The sequence below is a fragment of the Streptomyces sp. NPDC050535 genome, from assembly GCF_044457665.1.
In the GTDB taxonomy this organism is placed as follows: Bacteria; Actinomycetota; Actinomycetes; order Streptomycetales; family Streptomycetaceae; genus Streptomyces.
Window position 1 is genome coordinate 325,942 of sequence record NZ_JBITHE010000005.1, and the last position, 16,815, is coordinate 342,756.

At 69.9% G+C, this 16,815-nt stretch carries 16 protein-coding genes and 1 tRNA gene; 6 read left to right on the forward strand and 11 right to left on the reverse strand.

Annotated features, from left to right (window positions below):
- Nucleotides 1-29 precede the first annotated feature (29 nt).
- The 8 genes from ACIBLC_RS14585 to ACIBLC_RS14620 form a co-directional block, all read right to left on the reverse strand.
- Nucleotides 30-920 carry a Cof-type HAD-IIB family hydrolase gene (locus ACIBLC_RS14585; RefSeq protein ID WP_399211256.1) on the reverse strand — a complete coding sequence of 297 codons (891 nt, stop codon included), beginning with the start codon at nt 918-920 and terminating at the stop codon, nt 30-32.
- Nucleotides 921-1,010: 90 nt separating this feature from the next.
- Nucleotides 1,011-1,913 carry an LLM class flavin-dependent oxidoreductase gene (locus tag ACIBLC_RS14590; RefSeq protein ID WP_399211257.1) on the reverse strand — a complete coding sequence of 301 codons (903 nt, stop codon included), beginning with the start codon at nt 1,911-1,913 and terminating at the stop codon, nt 1,011-1,013.
- 259 nt (nt 1,914-2,172) lie between these two features.
- Nucleotides 2,173-2,631 (reverse strand): hypothetical protein, encoded by a 459-nt coding sequence (locus tag ACIBLC_RS14595; RefSeq protein ID WP_399211258.1) that lies wholly within the window; start codon nt 2,629-2,631, stop codon nt 2,173-2,175.
- A gap of 8 nt (nt 2,632-2,639) precedes the next feature.
- Complete coding sequence (locus tag ACIBLC_RS14600; RefSeq protein ID WP_399211259.1) at nt 2,640-3,188, reverse strand: RNA 2'-phosphotransferase; 549 nt, start codon at nt 3,186-3,188, stop codon at nt 2,640-2,642.
- A 132-nt stretch (nt 3,189-3,320) separates the two neighbouring features.
- Nucleotides 3,321-4,223, reverse strand: a complete 903-nt coding sequence (locus tag ACIBLC_RS14605) for a MerR family transcriptional regulator (protein WP_399211422.1) — start codon at nt 4,221-4,223, stop codon at nt 3,321-3,323.
- Nucleotides 4,224-4,729: 506 nt separating this feature from the next.
- Nucleotides 4,730-5,707, reverse strand: coding sequence for a metal-dependent hydrolase (locus ACIBLC_RS14610; protein WP_399211260.1), 978 nt, complete (start codon nt 5,705-5,707; stop codon nt 4,730-4,732).
- A gap of 32 nt (nt 5,708-5,739) precedes the next feature.
- The gene (locus tag ACIBLC_RS14615) at nt 5,740-7,500 is read right to left on the reverse strand and encodes an SDR family oxidoreductase (RefSeq protein ID WP_399211261.1); all 1,761 of its coding nucleotides are present in this window, start codon (nt 7,498-7,500) and stop codon (nt 5,740-5,742) included.
- On the reverse strand, nt 7,497-8,339 hold the full coding sequence (locus tag ACIBLC_RS14620) for a M24 family metallopeptidase (RefSeq protein WP_399211262.1): 843 nt from the start codon (nt 8,337-8,339) through the stop codon (nt 7,497-7,499). The genes ACIBLC_RS14615 and ACIBLC_RS14620 overlap by 4 nt, the downstream gene beginning before the upstream one ends.
- 253 nt (nt 8,340-8,592) lie before the next feature.
- Between ACIBLC_RS14620 and ACIBLC_RS14625 the strand changes: the two genes are divergently transcribed.
- From ACIBLC_RS14625 to ACIBLC_RS14650, 6 genes are all read left to right on the forward strand, one after another.
- The gene (locus tag ACIBLC_RS14625; protein ID WP_399211423.1) at nt 8,593-9,591 is read left to right on the forward strand and encodes an ABC transporter ATP-binding protein; all 999 of its coding nucleotides are present in this window, start codon (nt 8,593-8,595) and stop codon (nt 9,589-9,591) included.
- Nucleotides 9,581-10,498 (forward strand): ABC transporter permease subunit, encoded by a 918-nt coding sequence (locus ACIBLC_RS14630; protein ID WP_399211263.1) that lies wholly within the window; start codon nt 9,581-9,583, stop codon nt 10,496-10,498. The genes ACIBLC_RS14625 and ACIBLC_RS14630 overlap by 11 nt, the downstream gene beginning before the upstream one ends.
- Nucleotides 10,495-11,406: an ABC transporter ATP-binding protein gene (locus ACIBLC_RS14635; protein WP_399211264.1), complete on the forward strand. Its 912-nt coding sequence runs from the start codon at nt 10,495-10,497 to the stop codon at nt 11,404-11,406. Before ACIBLC_RS14630 ends, ACIBLC_RS14635 begins: the two co-directional genes overlap by 4 nt.
- Before the next feature lie 10 nt (nt 11,407-11,416).
- Complete coding sequence (locus tag ACIBLC_RS14640) at nt 11,417-12,136, forward strand: ABC transporter permease (protein WP_399211265.1); 720 nt, start codon at nt 11,417-11,419, stop codon at nt 12,134-12,136.
- A gap of 129 nt (nt 12,137-12,265) precedes the next feature.
- Nucleotides 12,266-12,520: a hypothetical protein gene (locus tag ACIBLC_RS14645; protein ID WP_399211266.1), complete on the forward strand. Its 255-nt coding sequence runs from the start codon at nt 12,266-12,268 to the stop codon at nt 12,518-12,520.
- Nucleotides 12,521-12,827: 307 nt separating this feature from the next.
- Nucleotides 12,828-12,932 (forward strand) — tRNA-OTHER (locus ACIBLC_RS14650).
- A 112-nt stretch (nt 12,933-13,044) separates the two neighbouring features.
- Here ACIBLC_RS14650 and ACIBLC_RS14655 read toward each other — a convergent pair.
- The 3 genes from ACIBLC_RS14655 to pheA all read right to left on the reverse strand — a co-directional run bounded on the left by ACIBLC_RS14655 (nt 13,045) and on the right by pheA (nt 16,766).
- A complete protein-coding gene (locus ACIBLC_RS14655; protein WP_399211267.1) occupies nt 13,045-13,872 on the reverse strand; it encodes an HAD family hydrolase in 828 nt (275 codons plus the stop codon).
- Nucleotides 13,869-15,146, reverse strand: a complete 1,278-nt coding sequence (serS, locus tag ACIBLC_RS14660; RefSeq protein WP_399211268.1) for a serine--tRNA ligase — start codon at nt 15,144-15,146, stop codon at nt 13,869-13,871. Before serS ends, ACIBLC_RS14655 begins: the two co-directional genes overlap by 4 nt.
- 687 nt (nt 15,147-15,833) lie before the next feature.
- Complete coding sequence (gene pheA, locus ACIBLC_RS14665; protein ID WP_399211269.1) at nt 15,834-16,766, reverse strand: prephenate dehydratase; 933 nt, start codon at nt 16,764-16,766, stop codon at nt 15,834-15,836.
- Nucleotides 16,767-16,815: the final 49 nt, after the last annotated feature.

The following is a 16,815-nucleotide window of genomic DNA, read 5'->3' on the forward strand; positions in this document are numbered from 1 at the left end:
GTGGGACCGGGCCGTGCCGACAACGAGAGCTAGGCCCGCCGCTCGGCGACGATCCGTTCGATCACCACCGCCACCCCGTCCTCGTTGTTGGCGACCGTGCGTCCGGAGGCCGCGGCGATCACGGCGGGGTGGGCGTTGCCCATCGCGTACGAGCGGCCCGCCCAGGTGAGCATCTCGACGTCGTTCGGCATGTCACCGAAGGCGATGACCTCCTCGTGGGAGATGCCGCGCTCGGCGCAGCACAGCGCGAGCGTGCTCGCCTTGGAGACACCGGGGCCGCTGATCTCCAGGAGGGCGCTGGGGCTGGAGCGGGTGACGCCGGCCCGGTCACCGATGGCCAGGCGGGCGACGGTGAGGAAGTCGTCCGGGTCCATGCCGGGGTGGTAGGCGAGCACCTTGAGGATCGGCTGGTCGGCGTCGAGGGCGCCCTCGGCGAGGAGCTTCTCGGCGGGCGCGACGGACTCCGGGGGCTCCATGTGCAGCGCCGGGTACGCCGGTTCGAGGTGGAGTCCGTAGGTGCGCTCGACGGCGACCGCGGTGCCGGGGGCGGCGGCGCGGAGCAACTGGATGACGTCGAGAGCGACATCCGGCGCCAGCTCGCGGATCTTGACGAAGCGGTGGGCGCCGGTGCCGCCATGGAGGTCGACCACGGCGGCGCCGTTGCCGCAGATCGCCAGGCCGTGCCCGTGGACGTGATCGCTGACGACGTCCATCCAGCGGGCCGGGCGGCCGGTGACGAAGAACACCTCGATGCCCGCCCGCTCGGCGGCGGCGAGAGCGGCGACCGTGCGCTCGGACACCGACTTGTCGTCGCGCAGCAGAGTGCCGTCGAGATCGGTGGCGATCAGCCGGGTCGGAACCATGGAGGCCGGGGTCTCGGGCCGTCGAGTCGCTGAGGTCACCGGGCCATTGTCCCGCATATGCGCGCACGGGCGGGCGGCGGTCCGCACATGTGAGTGATTACCGTCCTCACCAGCGCTGTCACACCCCGTCAGGTGCGATCCGCCGGTTCAGGCCAGTTGTGCGGCCGCCTCCAGGGCGATCCGCTCGAAGGCCTTCTCGTCCGCCGCGAAGTCGGAGTCGGGGATCGGCCAGTGGATCACCAGGTCGGTGAAGCCCAGTTCGGCGTGGCGGCCTGCGAAATCGACGAACGCGTCCACCGACTCCAGTGGACGGCCACGGTCCGGGGTGAAGCCGGTGAGCAGGATCTTGTCCAGTTCGTCCACGTCACGACCGAGCTCGGCGCAGGCCGTGCCCAGCTTCTCGACCTGGCCGCGAATGGCCTGAACCGACTGTTCAGGGGTCCCCGTCTCGTACAGTTTCGGGTCGCCCGTCGTCACCCACGCCTGCCCGTGCCGTGCCGCGAGCCTCAGTCCGCGCGGCCCGGTTGCGGCCACCGCGAAGGGCAGCCGGGGGCGCTGGACGCAGCCGGGGATGTTGCGGGCCTCGTGCGCCGAGTAGTAGTCGCCGCCGTACGAGACCGAGTCCTCCGTGAGGAGGCGGTCGAGCAGGGGCACGAACTCGGCGAGGCGGTTGGCGCGCTCGCGCGGGGTCCAGGGCTCCTGCCCGAGCGCCGTCGCGTCGAACCCCGTGCCGCCGGCGCCGATTCCCAGGGTGATCCGGCCGTTCGAGATGTCGTCGAGGGAGATCAGTTCCTTGGCGAGGGTCACCGGATGCCGGAAGTTCGGCGAGGTCACCAGCGTGCCGAGGCGCAGGCGGTCGGTGACGGCGGCCGCGGCGGTCAGCGTCGGGACGGCTCCGAACCAGGGGCCGTCCCGGAAGGTCCGCCACGACAGGTGGTCGTACGTGAACGCGGTGTGGAACCCGAGCTCTTCCGCGCGCTGCCACACGGCACGACCGCCCTCGTGCCAGCGGAGGTACGGCAGGATCACGGTGCTCAGACGCAGACTCATGCCGTCGAGCCTATGCGCACGAGCGAGGCGGCCGCCGCATGAGGCGGGTGGTCGGCGCGCGGGTGAAGCGGTCGACGAGCGAGTGGACCGGGGTGACGGTTCCCCGGGGATGCGGTGGCGGTTCACCCGGAAACGGGGCGCCGATCGAGCGAAGAGTGCAGTGATCGAGCGGAGACGTGCAGTGATCACGCGGAGACGTGCGGTGATCGCGTGGTGGGGGGCGGCGGGCGAGCGGAGAGGTCGGCCAGTGAGTCGAAGGTCAGCGCACGCGTCCGCTCAGCCACGGGCTGAGGCGGACCATCAGCAGGTGCTCCTTGTACGTCCGGTCGCCGGGCAACGGCACGATGAGCCGATAGCCGGGCGGGAACCGGCGCGCGCTCACATACGCGAGGCCGCCGAGTACCGAGCGCAGAAAGGCGGGCACGTCGTCGCGCGGGATGTCGGGGAACTCGACGCCCTCGACGCTGACTAGCGCGTCGTCCTCCGGATAGAGCCGCACGCTCAGCCGGGGCAGCCCGCCGAACTCCACGAAGGCCTCGTGCGGCAGCGAGCCGTCGGGGTCGGCGGTCACGCCGACGCCCGCCGCGCTGCGGCGGGACGTCTGGTCGGCGCCGATGTCGTGGGTGACCTCGAACTCACGCGCGTACTCGGAGGCGATCACCCGCAGTGCGGTGACGGCGGCTTCGGTGCTGGGCAACTGCTCCATGCTTCCGATCATCCCTGAGGTCAGTGCGGGGTGGGGAACCGGATGTACCGGGGCGGTACGGCCTCGGTGAGCCACACGCCGTTCGCGCTGACGTGGAAGACATGGCCGTCGCGGCCCATGGCGGCGGCGTCCACGGAGAGCACGACAGGCCGGCCGCGGCGGGCGCCGACGCGGGTGGCGGTCTCGCGGTCGGGCGAGAGGTGCACGTCGTGCCGGTTCATCGGCTTGAGGCCCTCGGCGCGGATCGCGTCCAGGCTGCGGGCCACGGTCCCGTGGTAGAGGTACGCGGGGGGAGTCGCCGCGGGCAGCCCCAGGTCGACATCGACGGAGTGGCCCTGGCTGGCGCGGATCCGGGCCCCCTCGACGGCGAAACGCCGCTTGTCGTTCGCGGCCACCACGTGGTCCAGCTCCTCACGCGTGAACCGGAAACCGTGCGCCGACGCCGCGGCGATCAGCGTCTCGATCTCGACCCAGCCGCCCTCGCCGAGGGTGAGCCCGATCCGCTCGGGCTGGTGCCGCAGATGTTTCGAGAGGTACTTCGACACCTTCACGGTGCGTCTTTCATCCATCCCGCAAGGGTGCCTGCCGGGATGGAGATCACGCATTTGATTTTGGTCCAGAGGTTTGATCCACAGCCAAGTCCAGTTATCCACAGGGGAATTGGCGATTCTGTGGACAACTCACCAGATCTATCAGGGTATTTAGCCAACTATGTTCTTCTTGTTGTGGTTTGCTGTGAGCTGATCCAAGGTACGGGCCTGGACTTCCCGTTCGGCGGCCGCGGCGATGAAGGCGTCGACCTGCCCGGCGCCAACCAGCCTCGCGATCGCGTCTGTTGTCGTGGCCGGGATCGCCACGAAATGCGCCTCGTCCATGGGCTGCGGCACCTTGTCCGCGCCGAGCTGCTGACGCAGATACCGGTTGGCGAACAACCGCATGGCACGGGCCAGTTCGGCGTCCACGGTCTGCTGGGCGAGCGGCCGGAGCCGTCGTACGAGGGAGGCCGCCTCGGCCGCTTCCGCGTCCGACGGGGCGTGTCCCCCCAGATAGCGGGCGAACACGTGCTCGGTCGTGAACTCCAGGAAGCGGGAGGCTATGTGCTCGACCTGGCCCCTCAACTCCCTCAGATGACTGGAGATCGCGGGCAGCGGAACCCCCGCCGCGTACAACTCGACCGCCACATCCAGCTCTTGAGGGCTCGGAACGAGGAAGAGCTCCTCGTCCCCCGGCACGGGTTCCAGTACACCGAGCGCGATCGCGTCGGCGAGGGCCGCGGCGTCCGGGCTGCCGCCGAACCGCTCGTCCAGGTCGGCCCGGGAGATCCGTACCGGCTCCTCGTCCGTCCACGGCCCGTCGACCTCCGCGACCAGACCGAGGACCCCGCCCAGACCCCGGCCCGCGTCCCAGGCCTCCAGGAGCTCCTTGATCGAGGCCAGCGTGTACCCCCGGTCAAGGAGGTCGGCGATCTGGCGCAGCCGGGCCAGATGCGCGTCCGCGTACACGTTGGCACGGCCGCGCCGCTCGGGGCGGGGGAGCAGACCACGATCCTGATAGGCACGGATGGTGCGGACCGTGGCACCACTGTGATGTGCCAGATCCTCTATGCGGTACGTGGGTTGGACCGGCGGAGTGGTCTGTGCCGCGGGATCGGGCTGTGCGGGCGGGGTGGCTTGCGACGCGAGAGCGGGCTGTGCGGGCGAGGTGGCTTGCGACGCGAGAGTGGGCTGTGTTGGCGGGGTGGCTTGCGCTGTGCCATTGGGCTCTGCCAGCGGAATGGTCTGCGCCGCGGGGCCGGGCTGCGTCGGCTGGGTGGGGTGCGCCGGGGGGCCGGGCTGTGCCGGCGGTCCGGCATGCGCCGCTTGATCGGCCTGCGCCGCTGATCCGGCCTGGTCGGGTGGACCGGCGAGGTCGGGTGGACCCGCCTGCGCCGCCGGATCGACACGCGCCGCCGGACCGAGCCCGGCTCCCGCCCCCGCGACGCTCACCGCACCGGCGGAACCGGCCGTACCGGACGTACTCACCGCACCAGCCGTGCCCACCGCATCCACCGACTCCTCGTTCACGCTCCCCGCCCTCCCGAGTCGCCGGGCGGAGTCGCCCGGCGAAGTCGCTACGCGATGGCCGCCCGGCCGATCGCTCCCGCCGCGGAGCGGGCCGCCGGCGACTGCGCGAGGTACTCCACCGCCCGGCCCAGCGAGCCCTCCTGCGAGGGATGGTACGACCGCCGCAGATAGCGGGGTACGGCCGCTCCCAGCTCCTTCCAGGTGGGCAACAGCCCCTTGCGTACGGCCCTGTTGTGGGCGGCGAGCGAATAGCGCAGGCGTCCGGCGAGTTGCGGGTCGTGGCGGATGAGGTAGGCAGCTCCCCACCCCCACAGGTAGAGCAGCACGGGCGCGGTGACCGCCATGCCCGCGACCCGGCGCGCGTACCGGGGCAGGCTCTCGCCGCCGCAGTGCTGGTACATGTCGAAGGCGACCGCGCGGTGTTCGACCTCCTCCGCGCCGTGCCAGCGCAGCAGGTCGAGCATGACCTCGTCGGCGTCGGCGAGATCCAGGCCCTCCGCGGCCAGCACCCAGTCGCCCAGTACCGCGGTGAACTGTTCGATCGCCGCGATCACCGACAGCCGGACGCGCAGCCACTCCCGCGGCGCGATGGGCGCTCCCAGCGGCGGCCGTTCGCCGAGCAGCACCTCGAAGAGGAAGTCGACGTACCGGGTGAAGTCCGCGGTGTCGAGCCGCTGTGCCGCCAGGTGCTCCAGGACGTACGCGTGCTGCACGCTGTGCGTCGCCTCCTGGCCCATGAACCCCTTGACGTCCTTGAGGAGTTCGGGGTCGTCGACGAGCGCGAGCGCCTCCTTGAAGACCTTCACGAACCACCGCTCCCCCGCGGGCAGCAGCAGATGCAGCACGTTGATGACGTGCGTGGCGGTGGGCTCGTCCGGGATCCAGTGCAGCGGGGTGCTCTCCCAGTCGAAGGACACCCGACGCGGAGTGATCGTGCGGTGGCCCTCGCCCACGGACTCCTCGCCCACGGACTCTTCACCCACGGAGCCATCAGCCGATTCGCTGCCCACGGAGTCCTCACTCATGAAGCCATCGGCCGATTCGCTGGTCGATCCGCTCACAGCGGCGGCTCCAGCCGGGCGACCGCGCGCAACGCTCTCGGTGTGAAGCGGGACATGAGGTGGGCGCCGCGGGCCTCCGGGGTGACGGGCACGACCGCCTGGTTGCGGACGACGGCGCGCAGGATCGCGTCGGCCACCTTCTCGGGCGGGTAGTTGCGCAGCCCGTACAGCCGAGCCGACTTCTTCTGGCGCCGCCGCTCCTCGTTCTCGTCGACACCGGCGAAGTGCGCGGTCGAGGTGATGTTGGTGTTGACGAAGCCGGGGCAGATCGCCGAGACGCCGATCCCCTGCCCCGCCAGCTCCGCGCGCAGGCACTCGCTGAGCATCAGCACGGCCGCCTTGGAGGTGCTGTAGGCGGGCAGGGCCTTCGACGGCTGGTACGCCGCCGCCGACGCGGTGTTGACGATGTGGCCGCCCTGTCCGCGCTCGGCCATCTGCTTCCCGAAGAGCCGGCAGCCGTGGATCACGCCCCACAGATTGACGTCGAGGACCTTCTTCCAGTCCTCGGGAGTGGTGTCGAAGAAGGACCCCGAGAGCCCGATCCCGGCGTTGTTCACCAGCACGTCCACCACGCCGTACTCGGTGGCGACCTTCACGGCGAGCTTCTCCATCGCCTGCTCGTCGGAGACGTCGACGGTCTCGGCCCAGGCCTCGGGGGAGCCGATCAGCCGGGACATCTCCGCCGTGCGGGCCGCGCCCTCCGCGTCACGGTCGACGGCCACCACGCGCGCGCCGGCCTCGGCGAACGCGAAGGCCGTGGCCCGCCCGATGCCGCTTCCCGCGCCGGTGACCAGCACGAGCTGACCGCCGAACCGGTCCGCGTGCCTGCCGGTGGCCACGGTGTCTCCCAGGGGCACCCCGTCCTCGTTGGCGCGCACGAACTCGGTGATCCAGGAAGCCAGTTGATCGGGCCGGGTGCGCGGAACCCAGTGCTTGGCCGGGAGCGTACGGCGCACCAGGCCCGGGGCCCACTGCTCCAGCCCGTCGTAGAGCCGCTCGGAGAGGAAGGCGTCCCCCAGGGGCGTGATGAGCTGCACGGGCGCGTGCGCGTACGCGTCCTCGCGCGGCCTGCTCAACCGCGCCCGTACGTTGTCCCGGTACAGCCAGGCGCCGTGCGCCGCGTCCGAGGGCAGCGACGGCGTGGGGTAGCCGTCCGCGGGGACCTTCTCGACGCGCCGCAGGATCTTCGGCCACTGTCTGCCCAGGGGGCCGCGCCAGGCCAGCTCGGGCAGCACGGGCGTGTGCAGCAGGTACACGTACCAGGACTTGGCGCCCTGGCCCAGGAGCTGACCGACCCTGCGCGGAGTGGGCCGCTTCACGCGCTGCTTGATCCAGTGCCCGAAGTGGTCGAGGGAGGGCCCGGACATCGACGTGAAGGACGCGATCCTGCCCTCGGTGCGGGCGACCGTGACGAACTCCCATGCCTGCACCGAACCCCAGTCGTGCCCCACCAGGTGCACGGGTTCGTCAGGGCTGACCGCGTCCAGGACGGCCAGGAAGTCCTCCGTCAGTTTCTCCAGCGTGAACCCGCCCCGCAGCGGCTGCGGCGCCGACGACCTGCCGTGCCCGCGGACGTCGTACAGCACGACGTGAAAGTGCTCGGAGAGCCGCCCGGCGACCTCGGTCCACACCTCCTTGGAGTCCGGATAGCCGTGCACGAGCACGACCGTCGGCTGCCGCGGATCGCCCAGCTCCGCCACGCACAGCTCGACTCCGCCCGTCCGCACCCAGCGCTCGCGCGCCCTGTTGAGACTCACTTGTCCTCCGCCCAGCGCCGCACGTGCGGCAGATCGTCGTCCAGCCAGAACGCGCTCGCTTCGGGATCCCTCGAGTCCGTGACGACCAGGATCTCCTCGAACTTCGCGCCCGTACCCCGGAATCCGAGGTGTGGTTCGACCGCCCACAGCCCCGGACGGGGCGGATGGTCGGAGAACCTGTACGGCGACCACAGCGGCGACCAGCCGTCGCGGTGACCGTGCAGCGCGTCGCTCACCAGTCCCTTCAGGGACTGGGTGCCGAACCCGAACAGACGCGGCGACCAGGGGCGTTCCCTCACCCGGTCGACCTTGTGGGCGATCACACCGAACGGATAGGCACGGTGCCGGTTCGCATAGCCCTGGCGGACCATGAGCCGGTCCACGTCCTGGTAGATCTCGCGCAGCGGGCGACGCTCACGCACCTCGCGCAGGATCAGCTCGCGGTGCGCCCTGAGGCCGGCCATCAGCTTGTCCTGAACGGGATTCAGCCCCAGGGAGCCCGAGTAGCCGATGTCCGCCGTGAAGCCCTTGTGGACCGGGGCCAGGTCGAGGATGAACGGCATCCCCGCCTTCAGCCGACGGTTGGTGGGGAAGAACTGGAGCGGGATACGGAAGTTGACGAACGCCGTGCGGTCCCCGAACCAGGCGAAGGGCAGATGGAACCAGTCCCGCACCCCGCGCCCGCGCAACCACTCACGCTGCATACGCGCCGCCTCGCGCTCGGTCACCCCCGGCTTCAGCCGTGCCGCGACCGCCTCCGCGCACTCGTAGGCGAGCCGCTGCACCTCCCTGAACCCCCGCAGCTCCGCGGAGAGTTCACCTGTCGCCGCACCGCTCATGCCACCGTCCGTCCACCACGATCGCCGTACGTGCCCGTAACTTGACACTGATGAATGTGACAATGGTTGGGGGCTGCGTCAATAGGCCTGCGCGACCGCTGTGGACAGCCGGGCCGATGTGGATAACCCTTCGCCGGTTGTTCGACCTCAGGGGGGACCCTTACGGAGCCCCTACACCTGAAGAGGGACGCCGATACAGCTCCCTGGTCTGACGACCCGCTGTGGCGTGCGCCACTACCTTCGAACCGTGACTGTGATCGCGACCGAAAGCCTGAGCAAGCGGTTCCCCAGGGTGACCGCTCTTGACCGGCTCTCCGTGGACGTCGGACCCGGTGTGACCGGACTCGTCGGAGCCAACGGAGCCGGCAAGTCCACATTGATCAAGATCCTGCTGGGTCTGTCCCCCGCCACGGAGGGCCGCGCACAAGTGCTCGGCCTCGACGTCGCCACCGAAGGCGGCGCCATCCGTGAGCGAGTCGGGTACATGCCCGAGCACGACTGCCTGCCGCCCGACGTCTCGGCCACCGAGTTCGTCGTCCACATGGCGCGCATGTCCGGACTCCCGCCGGCCGCGGCCCGCGAGCGCACCGCGGACACGCTGCGCCACGTCGGCCTCTACGAGGAGCGGTACCGCCCCATCGGCGGCTACTCGACGGGCATGAAGCAGCGCGTCAAGCTCGCGCAGGCCCTCGTCCACGACCCCCAACTGGTCTTCCTCGACGAGCCGACCAACGGCCTCGACCCGGTCGGCCGCGACGAGATGCTCGGCCTCATCCGCCGTATCCACACCGACTTCGGCATCTCGGTCCTCGTCACCTCGCACCTCCTGGGCGAACTGGAGCGCACCTGCGACCACGTCGTCGTGGTGGACGGCGGCAAACTGCTGCGGTCCAGCTCCACCACCGACTTCACCCAGAAGACGACGACCCTCGCCATCGAGGTCACCGACACCGACGAGCACCCGGACGGCACCCGCGCCGTACGCGACGTGCTCCTCGCGCGCGGGGTGGAGACCCACGACGGCAGCGGCCTGCCGGGCGCCGGACACATCCTGCTGCTCACCGCCGACGGCGAGGAGACCTACGACCTCGTCCGCGACATCGTCGCCGACCTCGGCCTCGGCCTGGTCCGTATGGAACAGCGCAGGCACCACATCGCCGAGGTCTTCAACACCGAGAGCGACCGACACGACCAGAGCGGCGAACGCGACGAGCGCGAGCAGCGGAAGGAGGCGGTCGGCCATGGCGGTTGAGCAGCCCCAGGTCCTGCCCACAACGGGCGCGGGCGAACAGACCCGCATCCACAACATCGGCTACCGCAACTACGACGGGCCGCGCCTGGGCCGCGCCTACGCCCGCCGCTCGCTGTACTCGCAGTCCCTGCGCGGCTCCTACGGACTCGGCCGCTCGGTCAAGTCCAAGGTCCTGCCCATGCTGCTCTTCGTGGTGATGTGCGTCCCCGCGCTGATCATGGTGGCGGTCGCGGTCGCCACCAACCTCAAGGACCTGCCCGTCGACTACACCCGCTACGCGATCATCATGCAGGCGGTCATCGGCCTCTACGTGGCCTCCCAGGGACCCCAGTCCGTCTCCCGGGACCTGCGCTTCAAGACCGTGCCGCTGTACTTCTCCCGCCCCATCGAGACCGCCGACTACGTAGGCGCCAAGTACGCGGCCCTCGCCTCGGCACTCTTCGCCCTCACCGCGGCGCCGCTGATCGTGCTCTACGTAGGGGCCCTCCTGGCCAAGCTCGACTTCGCCGACCAGACCAAGGGCTTCGGCCAGGGACTGGTCTCCGTGGCGCTCCTGTCGCTCCTCTTCGCCGGCATCGGCCTGGTCATCTCCGCGATCACCCCGCGCCGCGGCTTCGGCATCGCGGCCGTCATCGCCGCTCTGACCATCACCTACGGAGCCGTGTCCACCGTCCAGGCCATCGCCTTCGAGCAGTCCAGCACCGGGGCCGTCCCCTGGCTCGGCCTGTTCTCCCCGATCACCCTCATCGACGGAGTCCAGACGGCCTTCCTGGGCGCCACCTCGGCGTTCCCCGGAGGGGAGGGCCCCTCGTCCGCGCAGGGCGTCGTCTACCTCATCGTCGTCCTGGGCCTCATCGCCGGCTGCTACGGCCTCCTGATGCGCCGCTACCGAAAGGTCGGGCTGTGACCACGCTCAACATCGACCACGTCTCACGCTGGTTCGGCAACGTGGTGGCGGTCAACGACATCACCATGACCATCGGCCCCGGGGTCACCGGCCTGCTCGGCCCCAACGGTGCTGGAAAGTCCACCCTCATCCACATGATGGGCGGCTTCCTGGCCCCCTCCACCGGCACCGTCACCCTTGACGGCCGGCCCACCTGGCGCAACGAACAGATCTACAAGCAGATCGGCATCGTCCCCGAGCGCGAGGGAATGTACGACTTCCTCACCGGGCGCGAGTTCGTCGTCGCCAACGCCGAGTTGCACGGCCTCGGTGGCAAGGCCGCCCAGCGGGCCCTCGCCACCGTCGAGATGGAGTACGCGCAGGACCGCAAGATCTCGACGTACTCCAAAGGCATGCGCCAGCGCGTGAAGATGGCGTCCGCGCTCGTCCACGAACCGTCCCTGCTGCTCCTCGACGAGCCCTTCAACGGCATGGACCCGCGCCAGCGCATGCAGCTCATGGACCTGCTGCGCCGCATGGGCGACGAGGGCCGCACCGTGCTGTTCTCGTCCCACATCCTCGAAGAGGTCGAGCAACTCGCCGCCCACATCGAGGTGGTCGTAGCCGGACGGCACGCGGCAGGCGGCGACTTCCGCCGCATCCGCCGGCTGATGACCGACCGGCCGCACCGCTACCTCGTCCGCTCCAGCGACGACCGGGCACTCGCCGCCGCACTCATCGCCGACCCGTCCACGTCCGGCATCGAAGTGGACCTCGCCGAGGGCGCGTTGCGCATCCAGGCCGTCGACTTCGGCCGGTTCACCGCGCTGCTGCCCCGGGTCGCACGCGACAGCGGCATCCGGCTGCTCACGGTCTCGCCGTCCGACGAGTCCCTCGAGTCCGTCTTCTCGTATCTCGTAGCGGCGTAGGAGGCCGAAGATGTACGACCCCACAGTCGCCAGGCTCACGTATCGAGCCCTGCTCGGCCGCCGCCGAGCCCTCATTCTCGGCGCCCTTCCCGTGCTCCTCATCATCATCGCCGTGGCCGTACGCGGCTTCACCGGAGCCGACGACCAGGTCGCCGCCGACGTACTGGGCGGGTTCGCGCTCGCCACGATGGTGCCGATCATCGGCGTCATCGCCGGCACCGGCGCCATCGGCCCCGAGATCGACGACGGCTCGGTGGTGTACCTGCTCGCCAAACCGCTGAAGCGGCCCACGATCATCTTCACCAAACTGATCGTCGCCGTCGCCGTCACCATGGCGTTCTCGGCCGTGCCGACGTTCATCGCCGGCATGATCCTCAACGGCAACGGCCAGCAGATCGCCGTCGCCTACACCGTCGCCGCCCTGGTCGCCTCGATCGCGTACGCCGCGCTGTTCCTCCTCCTGGGGACCATCACCCGGCACGCCGTTGTCTTCGGCCTCGTCTACGCCCTCGTCTGGGAAGCCCTCTTCGGGTCACTGGTGTCCGGCGCGCGCACCCTCAGCGTCCAGCAGTGGGCGCTCGCGGTGGGCCACAAGGTCACCGACGGCAACCTCGTCACCTCGGACGTCAGCCTGCCGACCGCGACGGTGCTGCTGGTCGTGGTCACCGTCGCCGCCACCTGGTACGCCGGGCAGAAGCTGCGCACGCTGACGCTGGCCGGCGAGGAGTGAGCGGGGCTCCACGCGCGCGTGCCTGCTGTCGCCGTGCACGCGCGCGTGGAGCCCTCCTTTCTTGACAGCGGCTTCACGTCTGTCTGTGCACACTGGACAAACGGGGACGCACGGCCAGGAGGAACGGGGATGGCAACCGAGGAACAACGGGGTGACGGTCGCGAGCGGTCGGTGGACCAGCGGTCCGACGAAGCCTGGGACGACCTTGTCCTGGACCAGGACTTCATACGGTCCGCCGAGACGGCCGAGCCATCGGCCCGCGCGCGTATGCTCGCCGCCCGCTGGCGCGAAGGGGGACCCGATCCGCAGCCTTGGCGCTCCGACGAACCGCCCGCGGGATGGTTCTTCAGCAAGGCCCGCCGTCGCAGGTGGCGCCGCGGCTAGCCCCGGCTTCCCGTCCCGGTCAGGCTCGACTCCCACTCCGGCCAACCACGTCTTCTCGCCCCGGCTTTATTCGGTGGCGCCCAACTCGGCGTACGGGCACAGTAGTTGTGTCAACGCCGCCGGTTCGAATCGGCGCCATGTTCTGGGAGAGGGGCGCGACGATGTTCATCAGGAACAGTTCGTCGAGCTCCCGACAGGGCGGCCCGCGGCGGGTTCCGGAGTAGCTACCCTCCGTCGAACCCGCCTCGCACGGGGGGCTGCTCGGGGCGGCCGCTTCGAGCGCGCATCGCGCGACGGCCGCCCACCCGGAGGATTGGCCGAGAGGCAAGGCACCGGCTTGCGCTGTGCTCCATCAGAAGCAGGTCGCGGTCGGGGCTGAACCCCCGCGCGCGTTCGATTCGTGCATCCTCCGCAAGACACCTTCACGAGCGCCGGGCCATGGCGTCCGGCACCCTGCCACGGGATCCGGCACGCTGCGATCCACCGTAAGACGCCGCACCGCGGCTACGGCGCCCGCACCGCGGCTACGGCGCCAGCAACCGTTCCAGCACCACCGCGATGCCGTCCTCCTCGTTGGAGGCCGTCACCTCGTCCGCGACCGCCTTGAGCTCCTCGTGGGCGTTGGCCATCGCCACCCCGTGCGCCGCCCAGGCGAACATCGCGATGTCGTTGGGCATGTCCCCGAACGCGATCGTGTCCGCGGCCTTCACACCGAGACGGCGGGCCGCCAGGGACAGCCCCGTCGCCTTGGAGAGACCGAGGGGCAGCAGCTCCACGATCCCGGCACCCGCCATGGTCACGCCGACCAGACCGCCCGCGATCCTCAGGGTCACCGCGGCCAGCTCGTCGTCGGAGAGCGTCGGGTGCTGTACGTACACCTTGTTCAGTGGCGCCGCCCAGAGGTCCGCCGCGTCCCTCAGCGGTACGACCGGAAGCGAACCCTCCAGCCTCCGGTAACCGGGCGCGACCAGCACCTCGCCGTCCAGCCCGTCACGGCTCGCCGCCAGCAGGAGCGGGCCGACCTCCGCCTCGATCTTGGCGAGCGCCAGCCCGGCCAGCTGCCGGTCCAGCGTCACCGAGGTCAGCAGCCGGTGCTCCCCCGCGTCGTACACCTGCGCGCCCTGACCGCACACCGCGAGCCCCTGATAACCGAGGTCGTCGAGGATGTGCCGGGTCCAGGGCACCGCGCGCCCGGTGACGACGATGTGCGCGGCGCCCGCGGCGGTGACCGCGGCGAGCGCCTCACGCGTACGGGGCGAGACCGACTCGTCGGAACGCAGCAGTGTCCCGTCGAGGTCGGTCGCGACGAGCTTGTAAGGGAACGACCCGGTCGATCCGGTAGTGCCGGTCACTTGGAGATCGGCTCCAGGACCTCACGGCCGCCCAGGTACGGACGCAGGACTTCCGGCACCCGTACGGAACCGTCGGCCAGCTGGTGGTTCTCCAGGATCGCCACAATCGTGCGCGGTACGGCGCACAGCGTGCCGTTCAGCGTCGAGAGCGGCTGCACCTTCTTGCCGTCCCGCATGCGGACCGACAGCCGACGGGCCTGGAAGCTTTCGCAGTTGGACGCCGAGGTCAGCTCGCGGTACTTGCCCTGGGTCGGGATCCACGCCTCGCAGTCGAACTTGCGGATCGCCGAGGAACCGAGATCGCCCGAGGCCACATCGATCACCTGGAACGGCAGCTCGAGGGCGGTCAGCCACTGCTTCTCCCAGTCCAGGAGCCGCTGGTGCTCGTTCTCGGCGTCCTCGGGAGCGACGTACGAGAACATCTCGACCTTGTCGAACTGGTGCACGCGGAAGATGCCGCGGGTGTCCTTGCCGTACGTGCCGGCCTCCCGGCGGAAGCACGGCGAGAAGCCGGCGTACCGCAGGGGCAGCTTGTCGGCGTCCAGGATCTCGTCCATGTGGTACGCGGCGAGGGGGACCTCGGAGGTGCCGACCAGGTAGAAGTCGTCCTTCTCCAGGTGGTAGACGTTCTCCGCGGCCTGGCCGAGGAAGCCGGTGCCCTCCATGGCGCGCGGGCGGACCAGCGCCGGGGTCAGCATCGGGATGAAGCCGGCCTCGGTGGCCTGCGCGATCGCCGCGTTGACGAGGGCGAGCTCCAGGAGCGCGCCGACACCGGTGAGGTAGTAGAAGCGCGAGCCCGACACCTTGGCGCCGCGCTCGACGTCGATCGCGCCCAGCGCCTCGCCGAGCTCCAGGTGGTCCTTCGGCTCGAAGCCCTCGGCGCCGAAGTCACGGATCGTGCCGTGCGTCTCCAGGACGACGAAGTCCTCCTCGCCGCCGACCGGGACGTCGGGGTGCACCACGTTGCCGAGCTGGAGGAGGAGCCGCTTGGCCGCCTCGTCCGCCTCGTGCTGCTCGGCGTCGGCGGCCTTGACGTCGGCGGCCAGCTGACCGGCCTTCTTCAGCAGCTCGGCCTTCTCGTCGCCCGAGGCCCTGGGGATCAGCTTGCCGAGCGCCTTCTGCTCGGAGCGCAGCTCGTCGAAGCGGAGGCCGGACGACCTGCGCCGCTCGTCGGCGGAGAGGAGGGAGTCGACGAGCGCGACATCCTCTCCACGGGCGCGCTGGGAGGCGCGAACACGGTCGGGGTCCTCACGGAGCAGGCGAAGGTCAATCACCCCTCAAGGTTACCGGTGCGTGCTTCCCGCCAACGACTCGATATTCCGGCCCATGACTTCTGTCCCGTAATGGGGCAAATGCCGGACTGGATTTCTTGATCAGTTATGCGCGTCAATAAAAGGGCCCGGCTCCCTGAATCGGAGCAGGTGGCGGGCGGTCTGTTGACCGTATCCCCTTGCGGGAAGCGGGACTTGAGAACCGAGTTGTCCACAGGGCTCCGGGCCTCCGTGAAGTTATCCACAGGTTGTGTGGATGATCTGTGGACTACGGAAGTGATCATTCCGAAATTCGCGACCGGGGCGAGGGATTCCCTGGCCAAACCATGCCTACACCCACGTTCGAGTGGATTCGAGCAGAAATGCTTCGCTCCATAGGATTGACCGAAGGAAAAAAGTGGACGAGGGGTGACGTGCCGGCCTGTGGACGAACCAAGGCCCCACAGGCCGATTTGTCGACGATGCAGCCCTCCGTTGTCGACTTGTCCCCAGGTCGAGAACCATGCCTGTGGATAACTCTTGTGGATGACGAAAATCAGCAGGTACGACTGGTGGCTGATGACTGGTGCCAGCCCGGCTCAGGGCATGGCTGAGCGGCAGACGGGAGTCGTCGGAACCGGACCGCAACCGGAGCAAGCCGGGACCCAAGCCGAGACCCAAGCCGGGATCGAAGCCGGGATCGAAGCCGGGTCAGAACCGACCGTCGTGGCAACGCGCCACCCAGTCGGCCGCCGCCACGAACTCGCCGTCCGACGTCCCCCGGAGCGGAGCGGGTACACCCTCGACTCCGACGTCCGCACGCGGGTACGACCCGAGGAACCGCACCTGGTGGCAGATCCGCTTGAGCCCCATCAGGGCGTCGGCCACCCGGCGGTCGGAGATATGGCCCTCGGCGTCGACGCAGAAGCAGTAGTTGCCGATGCCCTCGCCGGTGGGCCGGGACTGGAGCAGCATCAGGTTGATGCCCCGGGTGGCGAACTCGCCCAGCAGGTCGCGCAGCCCTCCGGGGTGGTCGTCGCGCGGCCACAGGACCACTGACGTCTTGTCCGCGCCGGTGGGCGCCGCGGGCCGGGCGGGGCGCCCCACCAGCACGAAGCGTGTCTGCGCGTTCTCCGCGTCGTGGATCCCGGTCTCCAGTGCCTCAAGACCGTAGGGGCCCGCCGCGAACTCACCGGCGAAGGCGGCGTCGTACCGGCCCTCCTGGACCAGTCGCGCACCGTCCGCGTTCGAGGCGGCCGATTCCCAGAGGACGACCGGGAGGTTGGCCTTCATCCAGTTGCGGACCTGCGGCTGGGCGGCGGGGTGCGCGGTCACCGTCTTGATCTCCGACAGCTTCGTGCCGGGCCTGACCAGCAGCGCGAAGGTGATCGACAGCAGTACTTCTCGGTAGATCATCAGCGGCTTGCCCGCGACCAGTTCGTCGAGGGTCGTGGTGATGCCGCCCTCCACGGAGTTCTCGATCGGCACGAACGCGGCCTCGGCCTCGCCGTTGCGGACGGCGTCGAGCGCGGCGGGGACCGACACCATCGGGACGAGCTCCCGGGTGGCAACCTCCGGGAGCGTCCGCAGGGCGACTTCGGTGAAGGTGCCCTGCGGACCGAGATACGCGTAGCTGGCTGGCATGACCTCACCCTAATGGGCCAGGCGCGACCCGGTTCACGCCTGTGGAAAC